Origin of the sequence: Rhizomicrobium sp. (assembly GCA_037200985.1) — a bacterium.
In the GTDB taxonomy this organism is placed as follows: Bacteria; Pseudomonadota; Alphaproteobacteria; order Micropepsales; family Micropepsaceae; genus Rhizomicrobium.
Map to the genome: position 1 here is coordinate 4479124 of JBBCGJ010000001.1, position 14254 is coordinate 4493377.

A 14254-nucleotide genomic window follows, 5' to 3' on the forward strand; every position below is an offset into this window, starting at 1 on the left:
CCGCAACAGCGGGGGAGGAAATTCACCGCGAAAACACGCCCATCAGCATCGGCTTGGCGTACAGCGCCGGCGCCTCGGAGGCCGCCACATCGGGGATCGTGAAGGGCAGGTCCGACGCCGCGTTCAGCGTCGCGTTCAGCATCTGCGCCGCGATGTAGGGATCGACCGCGCGGATCGAGCCGTCCGCCACGCCGTCGCTGATCATCGCCGCGAAGCGCTCCGAGACGCGGTTGGCGCGCTCGACCATCTTTCGCCGCATCGGCTCGGGCAGGGCGCTCAGCGCCGAGGAGCGCAGCAGGGGCCCGCGCTCCGACAGCTGGAACTCGACCAGCGTCGCGGCGGCGGACGAGATCTTGTGCCAATAGTCGCCGCCCTCCGCCAGCGCCGCCGACTGCACCCGGCGCATGACCTCGAAGCTGCGCGCGAAGCACTCGACCACCAGGTCGTCCTTCGCGTCGTTGTGGTGATAGAACGAGCCCTTGGTGACGTTCAGCTGCTCGGAGATCTTCTCGACCGAGGCGCCGCGATAGCCGCGCTGGTTGATCAGCTTGGTCGCGGCGGTGAGGAAGGTCTGGCGCTGGCCCTCCTGCGCGTCGTCCGGCGGCGGCAATTCGGGCAGCCGCGACGGCCGCCACACCGCCCCACGCGGCGCCACGCCATGCGCCAGGATATCGAACATGCGGTCGCGCACCCGCCCGTAATCGTCGAGGTCGTGGCGTGGCAGCCAGGTGACGGACCAGTAGATCTGCTCCAGCAGCATATGCGTGCGCGCCGTCGACATGCGTCGGTCCAGCCACTCATAGCCCGGCGCCTTGAATAGCGCGCGCACCTTGCGGAAGAACGGCGCATAGGCCTTGGCCACGACCGGCAGATGCGGCTCCTTCAGGGCGCGGATGTCGTTGAACACCGCGATCGGCGCCTCGTCGCCCTCGCGGATGCGCCGGTGCAGCGCCAGATAGAGGTCGAGGAATTTCAACAGCCGGCGCGGCGGGTCTTCCTCGCCCAGCGCCGCGGCGATCAGCGCGTCGAAGCGCTCGATGCCGCTGAGATAGCAGGCGACCGCGAGGTCTTCCTTCTTCTTGAAATAATAGGTGACGCTGGTGGTGATCAGATCGACGCTCGCCGCCACGTCGGCCAGCGTCATGCCGCGCACGCCGCGCCGGTTCAGGATGCCGGCCGCCGCCGCCAGGATTGCTTCCTTCTTCTTGTTGTAGCGGTCGGTGGCGCTGCTCAAGGATGCTCCGAAGCGGGCACGTGCTCGGCCTCGGCGGCGAGCTTGCGCAGGTTCTCCTCATGGTCCCGGCGGTCGATCGGAAAGCGAGAGATGACGAGGATGCCCAGCCCGTACAATAGCACCACCGACGGCAGGTAGACGAGCGCCATGTTGCGGATGACGGCGGGATCGACATGTCCGGGCACCGCATTGTCGGGAAAGCCGACGAGCCCGAGCAGAAGCCCTGAGAGCAGGATGCCGAGCCCCGACACCGCCTTCGCCATGAAGCTCGATCCGGCGAAGAAGAGGCCCTCGGAGCGCCGCTTGGTCTTGAGCTCGCTGTCCTCGACCACGTCGGCCAGCATCGCCGACATCAGGATCGAGCTGGCGATGGTCATCGCGCCGGACAGCACGGCGAACAGGAACAGCGCCGGCACCAGGACGGGCGAGCCGTTCGCCCAGAACAGGCCGAGCAGGCGCAGCAGGATCGGGAAGATCGAGATGAACAGGCCGCACGCGAACAGCGTGACCGCGCCGATGCGCTTGCCCAGCCGCTTGGCGACCGGCAGCGCGATCAGGAAGGCGAGGAAGAAGGCGACGACGGTGCCGAAGCCCAGGATCACGATCTTGTCGCTGGGAAGCTCCCAGAAATAGGTCGCCAGGTAGATCGCCATGGCGAAGACCAGGCCGGTGGCCGCGCCGAACGCGACCTGCGCCAGCATCAGGATCAGGAAGGCGCGGTTGTTCATCGTCGCCAGCATCTGCCTGGCATATTCCCAGAGCGACGGCGCGCGCGCCGGCGGCTGGCGCAGGATGGGGATGAATCTGTGCGTGCCCCAGGCCGAGATCAGGATCGCCGCGAACATCAGCAGCGCGGCGAGGATGCCGTAATGCGTATAGCCGGTCTCGTTGAGCTGACCGACCTTGTGGGTCGAGTCGGGCCTCAAGAAGACGCCGAGCGCCAGCAGGTACATCGTCATCCCGCCGGTCCAGGCGAAGAACACGCGATAGGCCGACAGCGCGGTGCGCTGGTCGTAATCGTCGGTCAGTTCGGGGTTCAGCGCGGAGCTCGGGATCTCGTAGAAGCTGATGAAGGTGCGCACCACGACCGCGACGATGAAGAGATAGATCAGAAGCGCGTCCTGGCTCCAATGCGGCGGGTTCCATAGGAGAAGATAGCTGACGGCGACCGGCAAGGCCGAAAGGTAGAGCAGGGGATGGCGCCGTCCCCAGCGCGTATGCAGGTTGTCGGAGAATTGCCCGATGATCGGATCGAACAGCGCGTCGATGCACAAGGCCGCGAACAGGATGCCGGCGACCTTGCCGGGCGGCAGGTGCATGACCTGGTTGTAGAACAAGAGGAGGATGGTCTGGAAACCGTTGTCCTTGATGCCGAAGGCGATGGAGCCGAAGCCGTAGAACAGCTTGGTGCGCAGGCTGCCGACCTCGCGCTGCAGGCGAGCGGTATCGGCGATCGGTTTGGTGTCCATGGGTTCCGTTCTCAAGGTTGGTTCGATGCGGCCCGCGCCGCGAGCGGGATATCGCCCGCGTCTTCCGCGCCGCCGGGGACGATGGCGGCCAGCGGCGAAACCTCCGCCAGCGCGGCCGCCTGGGCGAGGCGCGCCAGGTTGCTTTCATGCGTCTTGCGGTCGATGCGGTAGCCGCCGATCAGCGTGAAGGCGACGATCCACAGCGCGATCTGGATCGGCATGTAGAGCAGCACCAGGTTGCGCACCGCATGCGGCGCGACGGCCTCGATGGTCGCCGGCGCCGCATGGGTCGGAAAATGCACGATGTCGATGAGCGCCCCGGCCATCAGGATGCCGAGCCCCGACGTCGCCTTGTTGACGAAGCTGAGCGAGGCCGAGAACAGCCCCTCAGACCGTCGCCCGGTCTTGATCTCGCTGTCCTCGACGATGTCGGCGATCATCGAGGAGATCAGGATGCCGGCCGTGATCGTGAAGGCGATCCCGACCGTGATGGTGACGAAGAAGGCGAGCAGCAGCGCGTTCGAGCCGTCCGGCGGCAACAGGCCAAGCAGCTTCAGCGTCATGGTGATGTTGTTGACGAACAGCGAGGCGAACGCCATGACGACGAAGCCCCTGCGCTTGTCGAGCCGCGCCGACACCGCCGGCGCCAGCCCGACCGCGATCAGCGCGGCCAAGAGCGCGCCCAGGCCGATCACCGTGAGCTGCTGCGGGCTGAACCGCCAGAAATAGGTCCCGAAATAGGTGTTGAGCGAAGATCCCAGCCCGCCCGCCATGCCGCTGAACAGGCTCGCCAGCGTCACGATCAGGAGCGAGCGGTGCGACAGGCTCTCGAACATCTCGCGCGCGAGTTGGCCGAGGCTGGGGCGCGGGCGTGGCGGGATCTGCCGCATGTATTTGATGCGCGAATGCGTGCCCCAGGCCGAGACCAGGATGGAGGCCATCATCACCAGCGCCGCCATGACGCTGTAGGAGAAATAGCCGCCGCGGTTGAGGATGCCGGTCGGCTGCGCCTTGGTCGCGACCATGAAGAAGCCGAGCGCGATCACGACGGTGACGCCGCCGCCGACCGCGCCGAACAGCCAGCGGAACGCCATCAGCGAGGTGCGCTGGTCGTAGTCGGGCGACAGCTCCGGCGCCAGCGCGGCGCTCGGGATTTCATAGCAGGCGATGGCCATGCGCACGAGGATCGCCGTCACCACGAGATAGCCGAACAAGGCCGCGCCGTGCCATTGCGGCGGATTCCACAGGAGGAAATAGAACACCGCGATCGGCAGTGCGGCGCCGTACATGAAGGGATGGCGGCGGCCCAGCCGCGAGCGCCAATTGTCCGATATCTCGCCGATCAACGGATCGAACACCGCGTCGGCGAACAGCGCGACCATGATCGCGAAGCTGACCAGCGTCGCGGAAAGCCCCAGCACCTGATTGTAGAAGATGAGCAGGAACGTCGCGAAGCCGAAATCCTTGGTGCCGAACGCGATCGAGCCGAAGCCGAAGACGAGCTTTGTGCCGAGCCCGAGGCGCGGGGCCGCATCCGCCATCCTTTCTCTCCTCCCGTCCGGCTCGGCGCCGGCTGTCGTTCTCTCCCGCCTGCCTTCGTTGAGGCCGGCGGATCGTCAGGCAATTGGGATATCGCGTGCGGGGCCGTAAGATTGCCTTAAGGGAAACGCCTTGCGAACGCTCAAGCGATCAACCGCGCGATCTTCGCTTTAGAAGGTGTGGTACGGAACAAGGCGTGTCAACAGCACCGCGCCGCGCCGCATTCGCGAACGGACCCGGACGTCTATGGCGTCCGAAAATGGCCACACCGCGCCGGCGCTTTGGTCCATGATGCGCGACATGGAAATGCCGCCGCACGACGTCTGCTACCGCGCGCTCGCGACGCGCGACGCCCGCTTCGACGGAAGGCTGTTCGTCGGCGTGAAGACGACCGGCATCTACTGCCGCCCGATCTGTCCCGCCCGCACGCCCAGGCGGCAGAACGTCACCTTCTGGCCCAGCGCCGCCGCGGCGCAGGCGGCGGGCTTTCGTCCCTGCCTGCGCTGCCGGCCGGAGATCTCGCCCGATGCCGCGGCGTGGCGCGGCACCTCCAACACGGTCTCGCGCGCGCTCGCGCTGATCGCCGAAGGCGGGCTCGACGGCGATCCGCTGCCCGCCCTGTGCGAGCGGCTCGGCGTCGGCGAGCGCCAGCTTCGCCGCCTGTTCGACAAGCATCTGGGCGCGTCGCCCGTCGCGGTGGCGCAGACCCGCCGCGTCCTCTTCGCCAAGCAATTGATCCAGGAGACGCGGCTGCCGATGGCGGCGGTCGCCGACGCCGCCGGCTTCGGCTCAGTCCGCCGCTTCAACGACACGTTCCGGAAGCTCTATCGCCGCTCGCCCAGCGAATTGCGCCGCCGCGCGCCGGCCGCGCTGTCGAGCGTCACGCTGCGCCTGGGCTATCGCGCGCCCTACGACTGGGACGCGATCCTCGCCTTCCTCGCCGCGCGGTCCATCGCGGGCGTCGAGCTGGTGGAGAACGGCCGCTATGCCCGCACCATCGAGATCGACGGCGTCTTCGGCAGCATCCTTGTCGAGCCCGGCCGCGGCCATCTGCGCGCCACGATCCGTTTTCCGCGCGTTGCCGCGCTGCTCGCCATCGTCGCGCGCCTCAGGCGCCTCTTCGATCTCGACGCCGACATCCAGGCCATCGGCGCGCATCTGTCGGGCGACAGCGCCCTGGCGCCGCTGATCGCGCGCCGCCCGGGCCTGCGCACGCCGGGCGCCTGGTGCGCCTTCGAGCTCGCGGTGCGCGCCATCCTCGGCCAGCAGATCGCCGTCACCGGCGCCCGCCGCCTCGCGGTCCGCATCGTGGAGCTCGCAGGCTCCGACATCGCGCCGGAGCTCAGCGGCGACGAGCGTCTCGCGCGCGTCTTCCCCTCCGCCGCGCGGCTGGCGCGCACCGATCTCTCCGCGCTCGGCATGCCCAGGGCGCGCATCGCGGCGCTCGGTGCGCTGGCGCAGGCCGTGGCCGCCGATCCGAAGCTGATCGAGCCGGCCGGCTCCTATGACGAGACCGTCGCGCGCCTGCTCGCGCTGCCCGGCTTCGGTCCCTGGACCGCGCAATATTGGGCGCTGCGCGCGCTGCGCGACAGCGACGCCTTCCCCGCCGCCGACGTGGCGCTGCTGCGCAGTCCGCTGGTCGCCGAGAAGGGCCGGCGCCCGACTCCGAAAGCGCTTCTGGCGCGCGCCGAATCCTGGCGCCCCTGGCGCGCCTATGCCGCGCAGCATCTGTGGACCGCCGATGCCGAGCCTGCCTGAGACGCTGTTCCTCGACCGCCTCGCCACGCCGATCGGCGAACTCCTGCTCGTTGCCGACGCGCAAGGACGGCTGTGCCTGCTCGAATTCGGCGACAAGCCCGAACGCTGGCGCCCCGCTTTCGCCCGCCGCTTCGGCGCGTTGACCGAAAGGCGCGATCCGTCCGGCCTCGCTTCCGCGCTCGCCCGGTATTTCGACGGCGACCTTGGCGCCGTGGACGCGCTCGCGACCGGCCCCGCCGGCACGCCGTTCCAGCACGCGGTCTGGACCACCTTGCGAAAAATCCCGGCGGGCACGACGACAAGCTATGGCGCGCTGGCCAAGGCGCTCGGCAAGCCGGCCGCGACGCGCGCGGTCGGCCTTGCAAACGGCGCAAACCCGATCGCCATCGTCGTGCCTTGCCATCGCGTCCTGGGCGGCAATGGTTCTCTCACCGGTTACGGCGGCGGGCTCGAACGCAAGCGCTGGCTGCTCGACCACGAACGGAAACACGCCTGACGACCCGATAAGAGCGGTGTCGTCCGTCGCATGCGCGGACCGTGACGGTCGCTCGATGCATTGCAATATCTGTGAACGGATCAGTGACTGCGCGCGCGCACGAACAAACCGTCACGAAAGCGGCTATGATGGCCGCTTTGCAAGGGCCGCATGGACCGTACACAAACCTATTGGACCGACGTCGCGCGTTATCTCTGGCCGGGGCTGGCCGGGGTCGTGCTCGGCGCCGCCGTGCTGCTCTGGCGCGGCAAGACGGATCTGTGGGTCTTCGCCGGCGGCCTGACCGTGGTGGCGCTGGTCGCCACCTTCCTGGCGCGCGAAGGCCGGCGCCTGCTGGAGCAGCGGTCGGAGCTCGGCGGCGCCGCGGCCGGCCTTCTCAGCCCCCTGGCGCGCGAGGTGCTCGCCCATCTCCCCGATCCCCTGATGCTGCTGGACGAAAGCGGCCGCGTCCTGTTCGCCAATGGCGCGATGCAGACTGTCATCGGCATCGGGCCCGAGAACAAGCACATCTCGCTCCTGCTGCGCACGCCCGCGGTGCTGGAGGCAGTCAGCCACACGAGCGCGAGCGGCGAGGATTCCTCGGTCGAGTTCATCATTCCCGTGCCGGTGGAGCGGCACTACCAGGCCTATGTTCGCCGCCTGTCGTCGCAGCCGCCCGTCACCACGCTGCTGCTGCACGACCTGACCGCCGCCAAGCGGACCGAGCAGATGCGGGCCGATTTCGTCGCCAATGCCAGCCATGAGCTGCGCACGCCGCTGGCCGCGGTGTCCGGCTTCATCGACACGCTCAAGGGCCATGCCCGCGACGACGCCCAGGCCCGTGACCGCTTCCTCGACATCATGAGCGTGGAGGCCGGCCGCATGCGCCGGCTGATCGAGGACCTGCTCTCGCTCACGCGCATCGAGCTCAACGAACATGTCCGCCCCTCCGGCCGCGTCTCGCTGGAAGCCATCGTGCGCGAGGCTTTCGCCGCGCTCAGCCCGCTCGCCCAGATCGACGGCATCGCGCTGGTGCTGACCGCCGCGCCCGGCCTGCCGCCCGTGACCGGCGAGCGCGACGAGCTGATCCAGCTTTTCCAGAACCTGATCCACAATGCGATCAAATACGGCCGCACCGGCGGCCATGTCTGGGTGACCATCGCGCCGGCCCCCGTCTCGGGCGGCCGCGGCGCCGCCTCCATGCTGGCCGTCAGCCTGCGGGACGACGGCGAGGGCATCCCCCAGGACGCCATTCCGCGACTCACCGAGCGGTTCTACCGGGTGGATGTGAAGCGCAGCCGGGAAAAGGGCGGCACCGGCCTCGGCCTCGCCATCGTCAAGCACATCGTAAATCGTCACCAGGGCCGCCTGACGATCGAGAGCAAAGCCGGCGAAGGAAGCACGTTTACCGTGCTCTTGCCCATCGCCGCCCGCCCGCCGGACACTGCTGTCGCATAAGTGTTATATAACTGTCGCATATCCATGCGGCTGGGGCGCTAAGCACCGGTTGCGCCACGCGGACGGAAAATATGAGCGATCATACGGTTAAGGCCTTCAGCGAGCAGCTCGAAGGATTGTCCGCGTCCATCGCGCAGATGGGCGGGCTGGCCGAGGCGCAGTTCGCCGCCGCCGTCGACGCGGTGGCCAAGCGCGACACCGACCTCGCCGAGGGCGCGGTTGGCGGCGACAAGCGCATCGATGCGCTGCAGACCGAGATCGAGGACAAGGCCCTCAAGCTCCTGGCGCTGCGCCAGCCCATGGCGGTCGACCTGCGCGAGACCCTGGCCGCGATCAAGATCGCGTCCGAGCTGGAGCGCATCGGCGACCTCGCCAAGAACATCGCCAAGCGCGCCATCGTCTTGAACCGGGAGCCGCCGATCCGCCTGACCGCCTCGCTCGCCCGCATGGGCAAGGTGGCGCTGTCGCAGCTCAAGCAGGTGCTCGACGCCTATTCCGACCGTAACGCCGAGGCCGCCGAAGCGGTGTGGCGCCAGGACGGCGAGATCGACGAGCTCTACAACAGCCTGTTCCGCGAGCTCCTGACCTACATGATGGAAGACCCGCGCACCATCGGCTCGTCCACGCACCTTCTCTTCATCGCCAAGAACATCGAGCGCAGCGGCGACCACGCCACCAACATCGCCGAAGTCGTCTATCACATGGTCCGCGCCGACCACCTCTCGTCCAATCGTCCCAAGGCCGACACCACCAGCGAGACGAACGTGCCCTTCGAGAGGAAAGCATGAGCCTCAAGCCCGCCGTTCTGGTCGCCGAAGACGAAGGCGCCCTCGTCACCCTGCTGCGCTACAATCTGGAGCGCGAGGGCTACCGCGTGCTCGAGGCGCGCGACGGCGAGGAAGCGCTGCTGGTCGCCTCGGAAGAAAAGCCCGACCTCGTCCTGCTCGACTGGATGCTGCCGCAGCTTTCCGGCATCGAGGTCTGCCGCCGCTTGCGCGGCCGCCAGGAGACCCGCAACGTCCCCATCATCATGCTGACCGCGCGCGGCGAGGAAAGCGATCGCATCCGCGGCCTCGACACCGGCGCCGACGATTATCTCACCAAGCCCTTCTCGATGACCGAGCTCTTGGCCCGCCTGCGCGCCGTGATGCGCCGCATCCGCCCGTCGCTCGCGCCCGACACCGTCGCCATCGGCGACATCGAGATGGACCGCGCCGCCCACCGCGTGCGCCGCGCCGGCAAGGAAGTCCATCTGGGGCCGACGGAGTACAAGCTGCTCGACCACCTGATCCAGCATCCCGGCCGGGTCTTCTCCCGCGAGCAGTTGCTCGACGCGGTATGGGGCTCCGACGTCTATGTCGAGGCGCGCACGGTCGACGTCCATGTCGGCCGCCTGCGCAAGGCGCTGAATATCGAGGGCGTGAAGGATCCGATCCGCACCGTCCGCTCCGCCGGCTACTCCCTCGACGACGCCGTCGCCGCGAATTAGAGACGTTTCGGCGTGACGCTACCTTCATAAAAGTCGTCATTGCCCGGCTTGTCCGGGCAACCCATTTTTCTCGCGGCCAAATTGGGTCGCCCGCATGAAGCGGGCGATGACGGTTTTTTGAATGAAAATGGCTCAAAGACATCCAATCGCTGTCATGCCCGCGAAGGCGGGCACCCAGGGGACTGGGCGGCCAGCCAAAGGCCTACCGCGCCGACACCGTCTCCCGCATCGATCGCAGCGCGTCTTCGACCACCGCCGGATCGACGCGCGGCCGCTGCAGCATGTCCGCCCAGGCGATCAGGTCGGTGACGCCCGCCAGCCTGCGCCAATTGCCGGGCAAATGGCCGCCGCTATCGCGATAGCCGGCCTCGACCGCGCCCAGGAAATCTTCGTGCGGATGGTTGCGCATCAGGTTGCCGAAATCCGCCGAAGGCGGGCCGGCGAAGGCGAACTCCCAGTCCAGCACGCCCACGATGCGGCCGTCGCGCACCAGGATATTGGTGCCGTTGAAATCGCTATGGACCAGGCAATGCGGCCCGCCCCATGCCAGGTCGCCGTAGCGCTCGGCATAGGCCATCACCGCGTCGACCAGTTCGCGCGGCACGAAGCGCGCCCCGCCGCCCTCGACCAGCGAACCGCGCAGATAGTCGACCAGGAACGCCTTGTCCGCGACAAAGGGCCGGACGATCTCGAGCCGGGCGTCGAGGAATCCGGACTGCGCGAAATGCACGCCATGGATGCGCGCCAGCACCGCGCCGGTCTCGCGCCCCAGCGCCACGCGCGCCTCCGCATCTTCCAGCACCCGATGCAGCGGCTCGCCCGCGACCCATTCGAGCACCGCGAAGCGCTGACCGTCCCGCATTCCCAGATGCAGATAGCGCGGCACCGGCACGAGCCCATGCAGCCGGCGCGCGATCGCCGCTTCCTTTCCGGCCTGCGCCGGGTCGTGCTGGTAGAGCCTGAGGAGAACGCGCCCGCCTTCGAGATCGACGCGGAGATTGGTGTTCAGGAGCCCGCCGTCGAGCGCCGCGAAGCCGGCGACGCGCGCGCCGGGCACGGCCTCCCGCACCATCGCCGCGACCGCCTCCGCGCCCGGCGAAAGCGGCGGCACGCCGCGCTGCCAGCGCTCGCGCATCTCAGATGACCTTCGCGATGGCCTTTTCGATATCCTCGGGCTTGGTCGTCGGCGCGAAGCGGCCGACCACCTGGCCGGCGCGGTCGACCAGGAATTTGGTGAAATTCCACTTGATGTTCCGCGTGCCCAGGATGCCGGCCTTCTCGTGCTTGAGGAATTCATAGAGCGGATGCGTCCGCGGCCCGTTGACGTCGATCTTGGCGAACATCGGAAAGCTCACGCCGTAATTGATCTGGCAGAAGGCACCGATCTCCGCCTCGCTTCCCGGCTCCTGCGCGCCGAACTGGTTGCACGGAAAGCCCAGCACCACGAGCCCGTCGGCCCGACGCTCGCGGTAGAGCTTCTCCAGCCCCTCATATTGCGGCGTGAACCCGCATTTGGAGGCGGTGTTGACGATCAGCATCGCCTTGCCGCGATACTCGGCCAGCGAGACGTCGTTGCCCTGCAGCGTCTTCGCCGAGAATTCGTAGATGGAGGTCATAAGTCGTCCCGTGGCTTTCGAAGGAATTGTCGGTCGCGATATAGGACCAGATCTCCACCATATCGCGGTCGGCGTCGGAGGTACGAAGTATCCGAGGCGCCACCACCGGTCAGCTGCGCGACCTGTGAAAGCGTCGCGCATCCTTCAGAAGCTCCTCCAGGGGAGGCATCGGCGCCACGTCGCCGCGCGCGATGCTGTCGCGCGCTTCCTGCAATTTCTCGGCGATCGAGTCGTGCCTGTCGCGCGGGAATTTTTCGATCTGCGCATCCGTGACGTCGCCGTCCGGGGCCAGCGGCAGTTTGCGCTTGGGCTTCGCGACACGCTTGTTCATGCCGCGAAGCTTAGCACAAAGCCACTGGAACTTAACCGGCCATCCGGCCCCCCCGCGGGCGTCAGCCCGCCATCCGACCTCTGTCCCGCCGCTGCTGTTGCGGCTGGTAGGCCTTGCGGGCATGCGCCTCGCAATAGGGCGAGCCGCTCTTCGGGTTGCGCCCGCAGAAGTGGAATTCGTCCGCGCTCGGATCGCCGATCGGCCAGCGGCACATCCGGTCGTTGATCGTCAGCACGGTGGCATGGCTGCCGTCGCTGAAGGTCAGGGGATCCTCCTCGACCACCGGGGCGGGCGGGGTGTGGCTGCGCAGCGAGACCTTCGGCGCCATCGGCAGGCGCGGCCGCTCGGTCCGCGACGGGCTGGCGCGTCCGGCCAGGCCGAGCCGGTGCACCTTGCCGATCACGGCATTGCGGGTGACGCCGCCCAGGGCGCGGGCGATCTGGCTGGCGGACAGCCCCTCGGTCCAGAGATTCTTGAGCTGCTCGACCCGGTCGTCGGACCAGTTCATCAATTGGGTGTTCACGGGTTCCTCATGGCTCAGGCCACAAGATATCGTATCGCTCATGTGACAACGTACAAGCGGCACGGAGGTATCCCAACCCCTTGTCCACAAGAAGGCGAGTCGCACGCATGGGGGCCATTCGCTTGCCCGATTCGGGGTTTGAGTAGATAAACCGGGCGGCGCGCGCGGACTTGGCCCAAGCGCCAACCCATGGAGAGTCCAGTGTTTCCCTCGGTTTTGCCGACCTATAACCGGGCCGATGTCGCATTCGTGCGGGGCGAAGGGCCCTACCTCTACGCCGAGGACGGCAAGCGTTACCTGGATTTCGGCGCCGGCATCGCGGTCAACGCCTTCGGCCACGCCCATCCGCGCCTGGTCGCGGCGCTGACGGTGCAGGCGGGCAAGCTCTGGCACACCTCCAATCTCTACCGCGTGCCGGGGCAGGAGGCGCTCTCCAAGACGCTGGTCGAGAACACCTTCGCCGACACCGTCTTCTTCACCAACTCCGGCGCCGAGGCCTGCGAATGCGCCTTCAAGATGGCGCGCCGCTACCACTTCGTGAACGGCCGCCCGGAGCGCTTCCGCATCATCACCTTCACCGGCGCCTTCCACGGCCGCACGCTCGCCGGCATTGCCGCCGGCGGCCAGGAGAAATATCTCGAAGGTTTCGGTCCCAAGGTCGAAGGCTTCGACCAGGTGCCGCCTAACGATCTGAAAGCCCTCGAAGCCGTGATCGGACCCGAGACCGCCGCCCTGATGATCGAGCCGATCCAGGGCGAGGGCGGCCTTCACCCGATGCCGCCGGAATTCCTCCGCGCCTTGCGCAAGCTCTGCGACGATCGCGGCCTGCTCCTCATCTTCGACGAGATCCAATGCGGCGTCGGCCGCACCGGCAAGTTCTTCGCCTATGAATGGATCGGCGTGCGCCCCGACATCATGTGCGTGGCCAAGGGTATCGGCGGCGGCTTCCCGCTCGGTGCCTGCCTCGCCACCGCCGAGGCGGCGAAGGGCATGACGGCCGGCACGCACGGCTCGACCTATGGCGGCAATCCGCTCGGCATGGCGGTCGGCTCCGAAGCCATCGCCATGGTGCTGGAACCAGGCTTCCTCGAGCATGTCCAGAAGATCGGCGGCTTCCTGCGCCAGCAGCTCGCGGGCCTGATCGCCGAGCATCCCACCGTGTTCGAGGAATTGCGCGGCCAGGGCCTGATGCTGGGCCTGAAGCTGCGCGTGCCCAACACGGAGTTCGTCGCCACCGCGCGGCAGCACGGCCTTCTCATCGTCGGCGCCGGCGAGAATGTCGTGCGCCTCCTGCCGCCGCTGATCGTCGACGAGGATCAGGTGCGCGAAGGCATCCGCCTCCTCTCCGGCGCCGCGCGCGATTTCGAGGCCAAGGCGGCGCAGAGCGCGACGGTGGCGGCATGAACGCGCCGACGGGACGCGTCAAGGACGTGAAGCACTTCCTCGACCTCGCCGATTTCGACGCCGGCACGCTGAACGGCCTGATCGCCGCCGCGCGCCGGCGCAAGGCGGCACGCGCCGGCTTGGCCCACGGCGTGGAAGATGCCGACAAGCCGCTCGCCGGCAAGATGCTGGCGTTGATCTTCGACAAGCCGTCGACGCGCACGCGCATCTCCTTCGACGTCGGCATGCAGCAGCTGGGCGGCAAGACCATCATGCTCACGGGCGCGGAGATGCAGCTCGGCCGCGGCGAGACCATGGCCGACACCGCGCGCGTGCTGTCGCGCTATGTCGACGCGATCATGATCCGCACTTTGGACCAGGACATGCTGCACGAGCTGGCGGAGAACGCGAGCGTGCCGGTGATCAACGGCATGACCAAGCTGACCCATCCCTGCCAGGTCCTGGCCGACGTGATGACCTTCGAGGAGAAGAAGGGCTCGATCGCCGGCCGCGTGGTCGCCTGGACCGGCGACAGCAACAATGTGCAGGCGAGCTGGGTGCAGGCCGCGGCCCTGTTCGGCTTCACCCTGCGCATCGCGACCCCGAAAGAGCTCGCCCCGCGCGAGACGCTGCGCGACTGGGCGGAGGCGGCGGGCGCCAAGGTGCAATTCCTGGAAGACCCCGAGGCGGCGGTGGCCGGCGCCGACTGCGTCGTGGCCGACACCTGGGTCTCGATGGGCGACGAAGACACCACCCGCCAGCGGCACAATCTCCTCAAGCCCTACCAGGTGAACGAAAGGCTGATGGCGCACGCCGCCAAAGACGCGATCTTCATGCACTGTTTGCCCGCGCATCGCGGCGAAGAAGTGAGCGACGACGTGATGGACGGGCCGCACTCAGTGGTGTTCGACGAAGCGGAGAACCGCCTGCACGCGCAGAAGGCGGTGCTGGTTTGGGCGTTGACCTAATACCTCTCCCG

14 protein-coding genes are annotated in these 14254 nt (G+C 67.8%); 7 read left to right on the plus strand and 7 right to left on the minus strand.

Features of this window, described 5'->3' with window-relative positions; all coding sequences use genetic code 11:
* Positions 1-22: 22 nt before the first annotated feature.
* From WDN01_21965 to WDN01_21975, 3 genes are read right to left on the minus strand one after another with little or no spacing between them, the layout of a single operon-like run.
* Positions 23-1234, minus strand: coding sequence for a TetR/AcrR family transcriptional regulator (locus WDN01_21965; protein MEJ0028701.1), 1212 nt, complete (start codon positions 1232-1234; stop codon positions 23-25).
* Positions 1231-2703, minus strand: coding sequence for an MFS transporter (locus WDN01_21970; protein MEJ0028702.1), 1473 nt, complete (start codon positions 2701-2703; stop codon positions 1231-1233). Before WDN01_21970 ends, WDN01_21965 begins: the two co-directional genes overlap by 4 nt.
* An 11-nt stretch (positions 2704-2714) precedes the next feature.
* Positions 2715-4244, minus strand: a complete 1530-nt coding sequence (locus WDN01_21975; GenBank protein ID MEJ0028703.1) for an MFS transporter — start codon at positions 4242-4244, stop codon at positions 2715-2717.
* 244 nt (positions 4245-4488) lie between these two features.
* Between WDN01_21975 and WDN01_21980 the strand changes: the two genes are divergently transcribed.
* From WDN01_21980 to phoB, 5 genes are all read left to right on the plus strand, one after another.
* Positions 4489-6000: an AlkA N-terminal domain-containing protein gene (locus WDN01_21980; protein ID MEJ0028704.1), complete on the plus strand. Its 1512-nt coding sequence runs from the start codon at positions 4489-4491 to the stop codon at positions 5998-6000.
* On the plus strand, positions 5984-6496 hold the full coding sequence (locus WDN01_21985; GenBank protein MEJ0028705.1) for a methylated-DNA--[protein]-cysteine S-methyltransferase: 513 nt from the start codon (positions 5984-5986) through the stop codon (positions 6494-6496). Before WDN01_21980 ends, WDN01_21985 begins: the two co-directional genes overlap by 17 nt.
* A 150-nt stretch (positions 6497-6646) precedes the next feature.
* Entirely contained in the window at positions 6647-7933 is a 1287-nt protein-coding gene (locus WDN01_21990; GenBank protein ID MEJ0028706.1) for an ATP-binding protein, read from the plus strand.
* Between the two features lie 71 nt (positions 7934-8004).
* Positions 8005-8721, plus strand: a complete 717-nt coding sequence (gene phoU / locus WDN01_21995) for a phosphate signaling complex protein PhoU (protein ID MEJ0028707.1) — start codon at positions 8005-8007, stop codon at positions 8719-8721.
* Positions 8718-9422 (plus strand): phosphate regulon transcriptional regulator PhoB, encoded by a 705-nt coding sequence (phoB, locus tag WDN01_22000; protein ID MEJ0028708.1) that lies wholly within the window; start codon positions 8718-8720, stop codon positions 9420-9422. Before phoU ends, phoB begins: the two co-directional genes overlap by 4 nt.
* A 202-nt stretch (positions 9423-9624) precedes the next feature.
* Here the strand turns inward: phoB and WDN01_22005 are convergent, their stop codons facing one another.
* The 4 genes from WDN01_22005 to WDN01_22020 form a co-directional block, all read right to left on the minus strand.
* Positions 9625-10557, minus strand: coding sequence for an aminoglycoside phosphotransferase family protein (locus WDN01_22005; GenBank protein ID MEJ0028709.1), 933 nt, complete (start codon positions 10555-10557; stop codon positions 9625-9627).
* Position 10558: 1 nt separating this feature from the next.
* On the minus strand, positions 10559-11038 hold the full coding sequence (locus WDN01_22010; protein MEJ0028710.1) for a glutathione peroxidase: 480 nt from the start codon (positions 11036-11038) through the stop codon (positions 10559-10561).
* 109 nt (positions 11039-11147) lie between these two features.
* Complete coding sequence (locus tag WDN01_22015) at positions 11148-11369, minus strand: hypothetical protein (protein MEJ0028711.1); 222 nt, start codon at positions 11367-11369, stop codon at positions 11148-11150.
* A 61-nt stretch (positions 11370-11430) separates the two neighbouring features.
* The gene (locus WDN01_22020; protein ID MEJ0028712.1) at positions 11431-11892 is read right to left on the minus strand and encodes a GcrA family cell cycle regulator; all 462 of its coding nucleotides are present in this window, start codon (positions 11890-11892) and stop codon (positions 11431-11433) included.
* Between the two features lie 201 nt (positions 11893-12093).
* Here WDN01_22020 and WDN01_22025 point away from each other — a divergent pair, with 201 nt between their 5' ends.
* Both WDN01_22025 and argF read left to right on the plus strand, forming a co-directional pair.
* Positions 12094-13296, plus strand: coding sequence for an aspartate aminotransferase family protein (locus tag WDN01_22025; protein MEJ0028713.1), 1203 nt, complete (start codon positions 12094-12096; stop codon positions 13294-13296).
* The gene (gene argF, locus WDN01_22030) at positions 13293-14243 is read left to right on the plus strand and encodes an ornithine carbamoyltransferase (protein ID MEJ0028714.1); all 951 of its coding nucleotides are present in this window, start codon (positions 13293-13295) and stop codon (positions 14241-14243) included. The genes WDN01_22025 and argF overlap by 4 nt, the downstream gene beginning before the upstream one ends.
* Positions 14244-14254: the final 11 nt, after the last annotated feature.

Bases quoted from the DNA above. Each gene is read 5' to 3' on its own strand.
- WDN01_21970 (MEJ0028702.1), bottom strand. From the start codon at position 2,703: ATGGACACCAAACCGATCGCCGATACCGCTCGCCTGCAGCGCGAGGTC.
- WDN01_22005 (MEJ0028709.1), bottom strand. From the start codon at position 10,557: ATGCGCGAGCGCTGGCAGCGCGGCGTGCCGCCGCTTTCGCCGGGCGCG.
- WDN01_21980 (MEJ0028704.1), top strand. From the start codon at position 4,489: ATGGCGTCCGAAAATGGCCACACCGCGCCGGCGCTTTGGTCCATGATG.
- argF (MEJ0028714.1), top strand. From the start codon at position 13,293: ATGAACGCGCCGACGGGACGCGTCAAGGACGTGAAGCACTTCCTCGAC.
- WDN01_21985 (MEJ0028705.1), top strand. From the start codon at position 5,984: ATGCCGAGCCTGCCTGAGACGCTGTTCCTCGACCGCCTCGCCACGCCG.
- phoB (MEJ0028708.1), top strand. From the start codon at position 8,718: ATGAGCCTCAAGCCCGCCGTTCTGGTCGCCGAAGACGAAGGCGCCCTC.
- WDN01_21975 (MEJ0028703.1), bottom strand. From the start codon at position 4,244: ATGGCGGATGCGGCCCCGCGCCTCGGGCTCGGCACAAAGCTCGTCTTC.
- WDN01_22015 (MEJ0028711.1), bottom strand. From the start codon at position 11,369: ATGAACAAGCGTGTCGCGAAGCCCAAGCGCAAACTGCCGCTGGCCCCG.
- WDN01_21990 (MEJ0028706.1), top strand. From the start codon at position 6,647: ATGGACCGTACACAAACCTATTGGACCGACGTCGCGCGTTATCTCTGG.
- phoU (MEJ0028707.1), top strand. From the start codon at position 8,005: ATGAGCGATCATACGGTTAAGGCCTTCAGCGAGCAGCTCGAAGGATTG.
- WDN01_22010 (MEJ0028710.1), bottom strand. From the start codon at position 11,038: ATGACCTCCATCTACGAATTCTCGGCGAAGACGCTGCAGGGCAACGAC.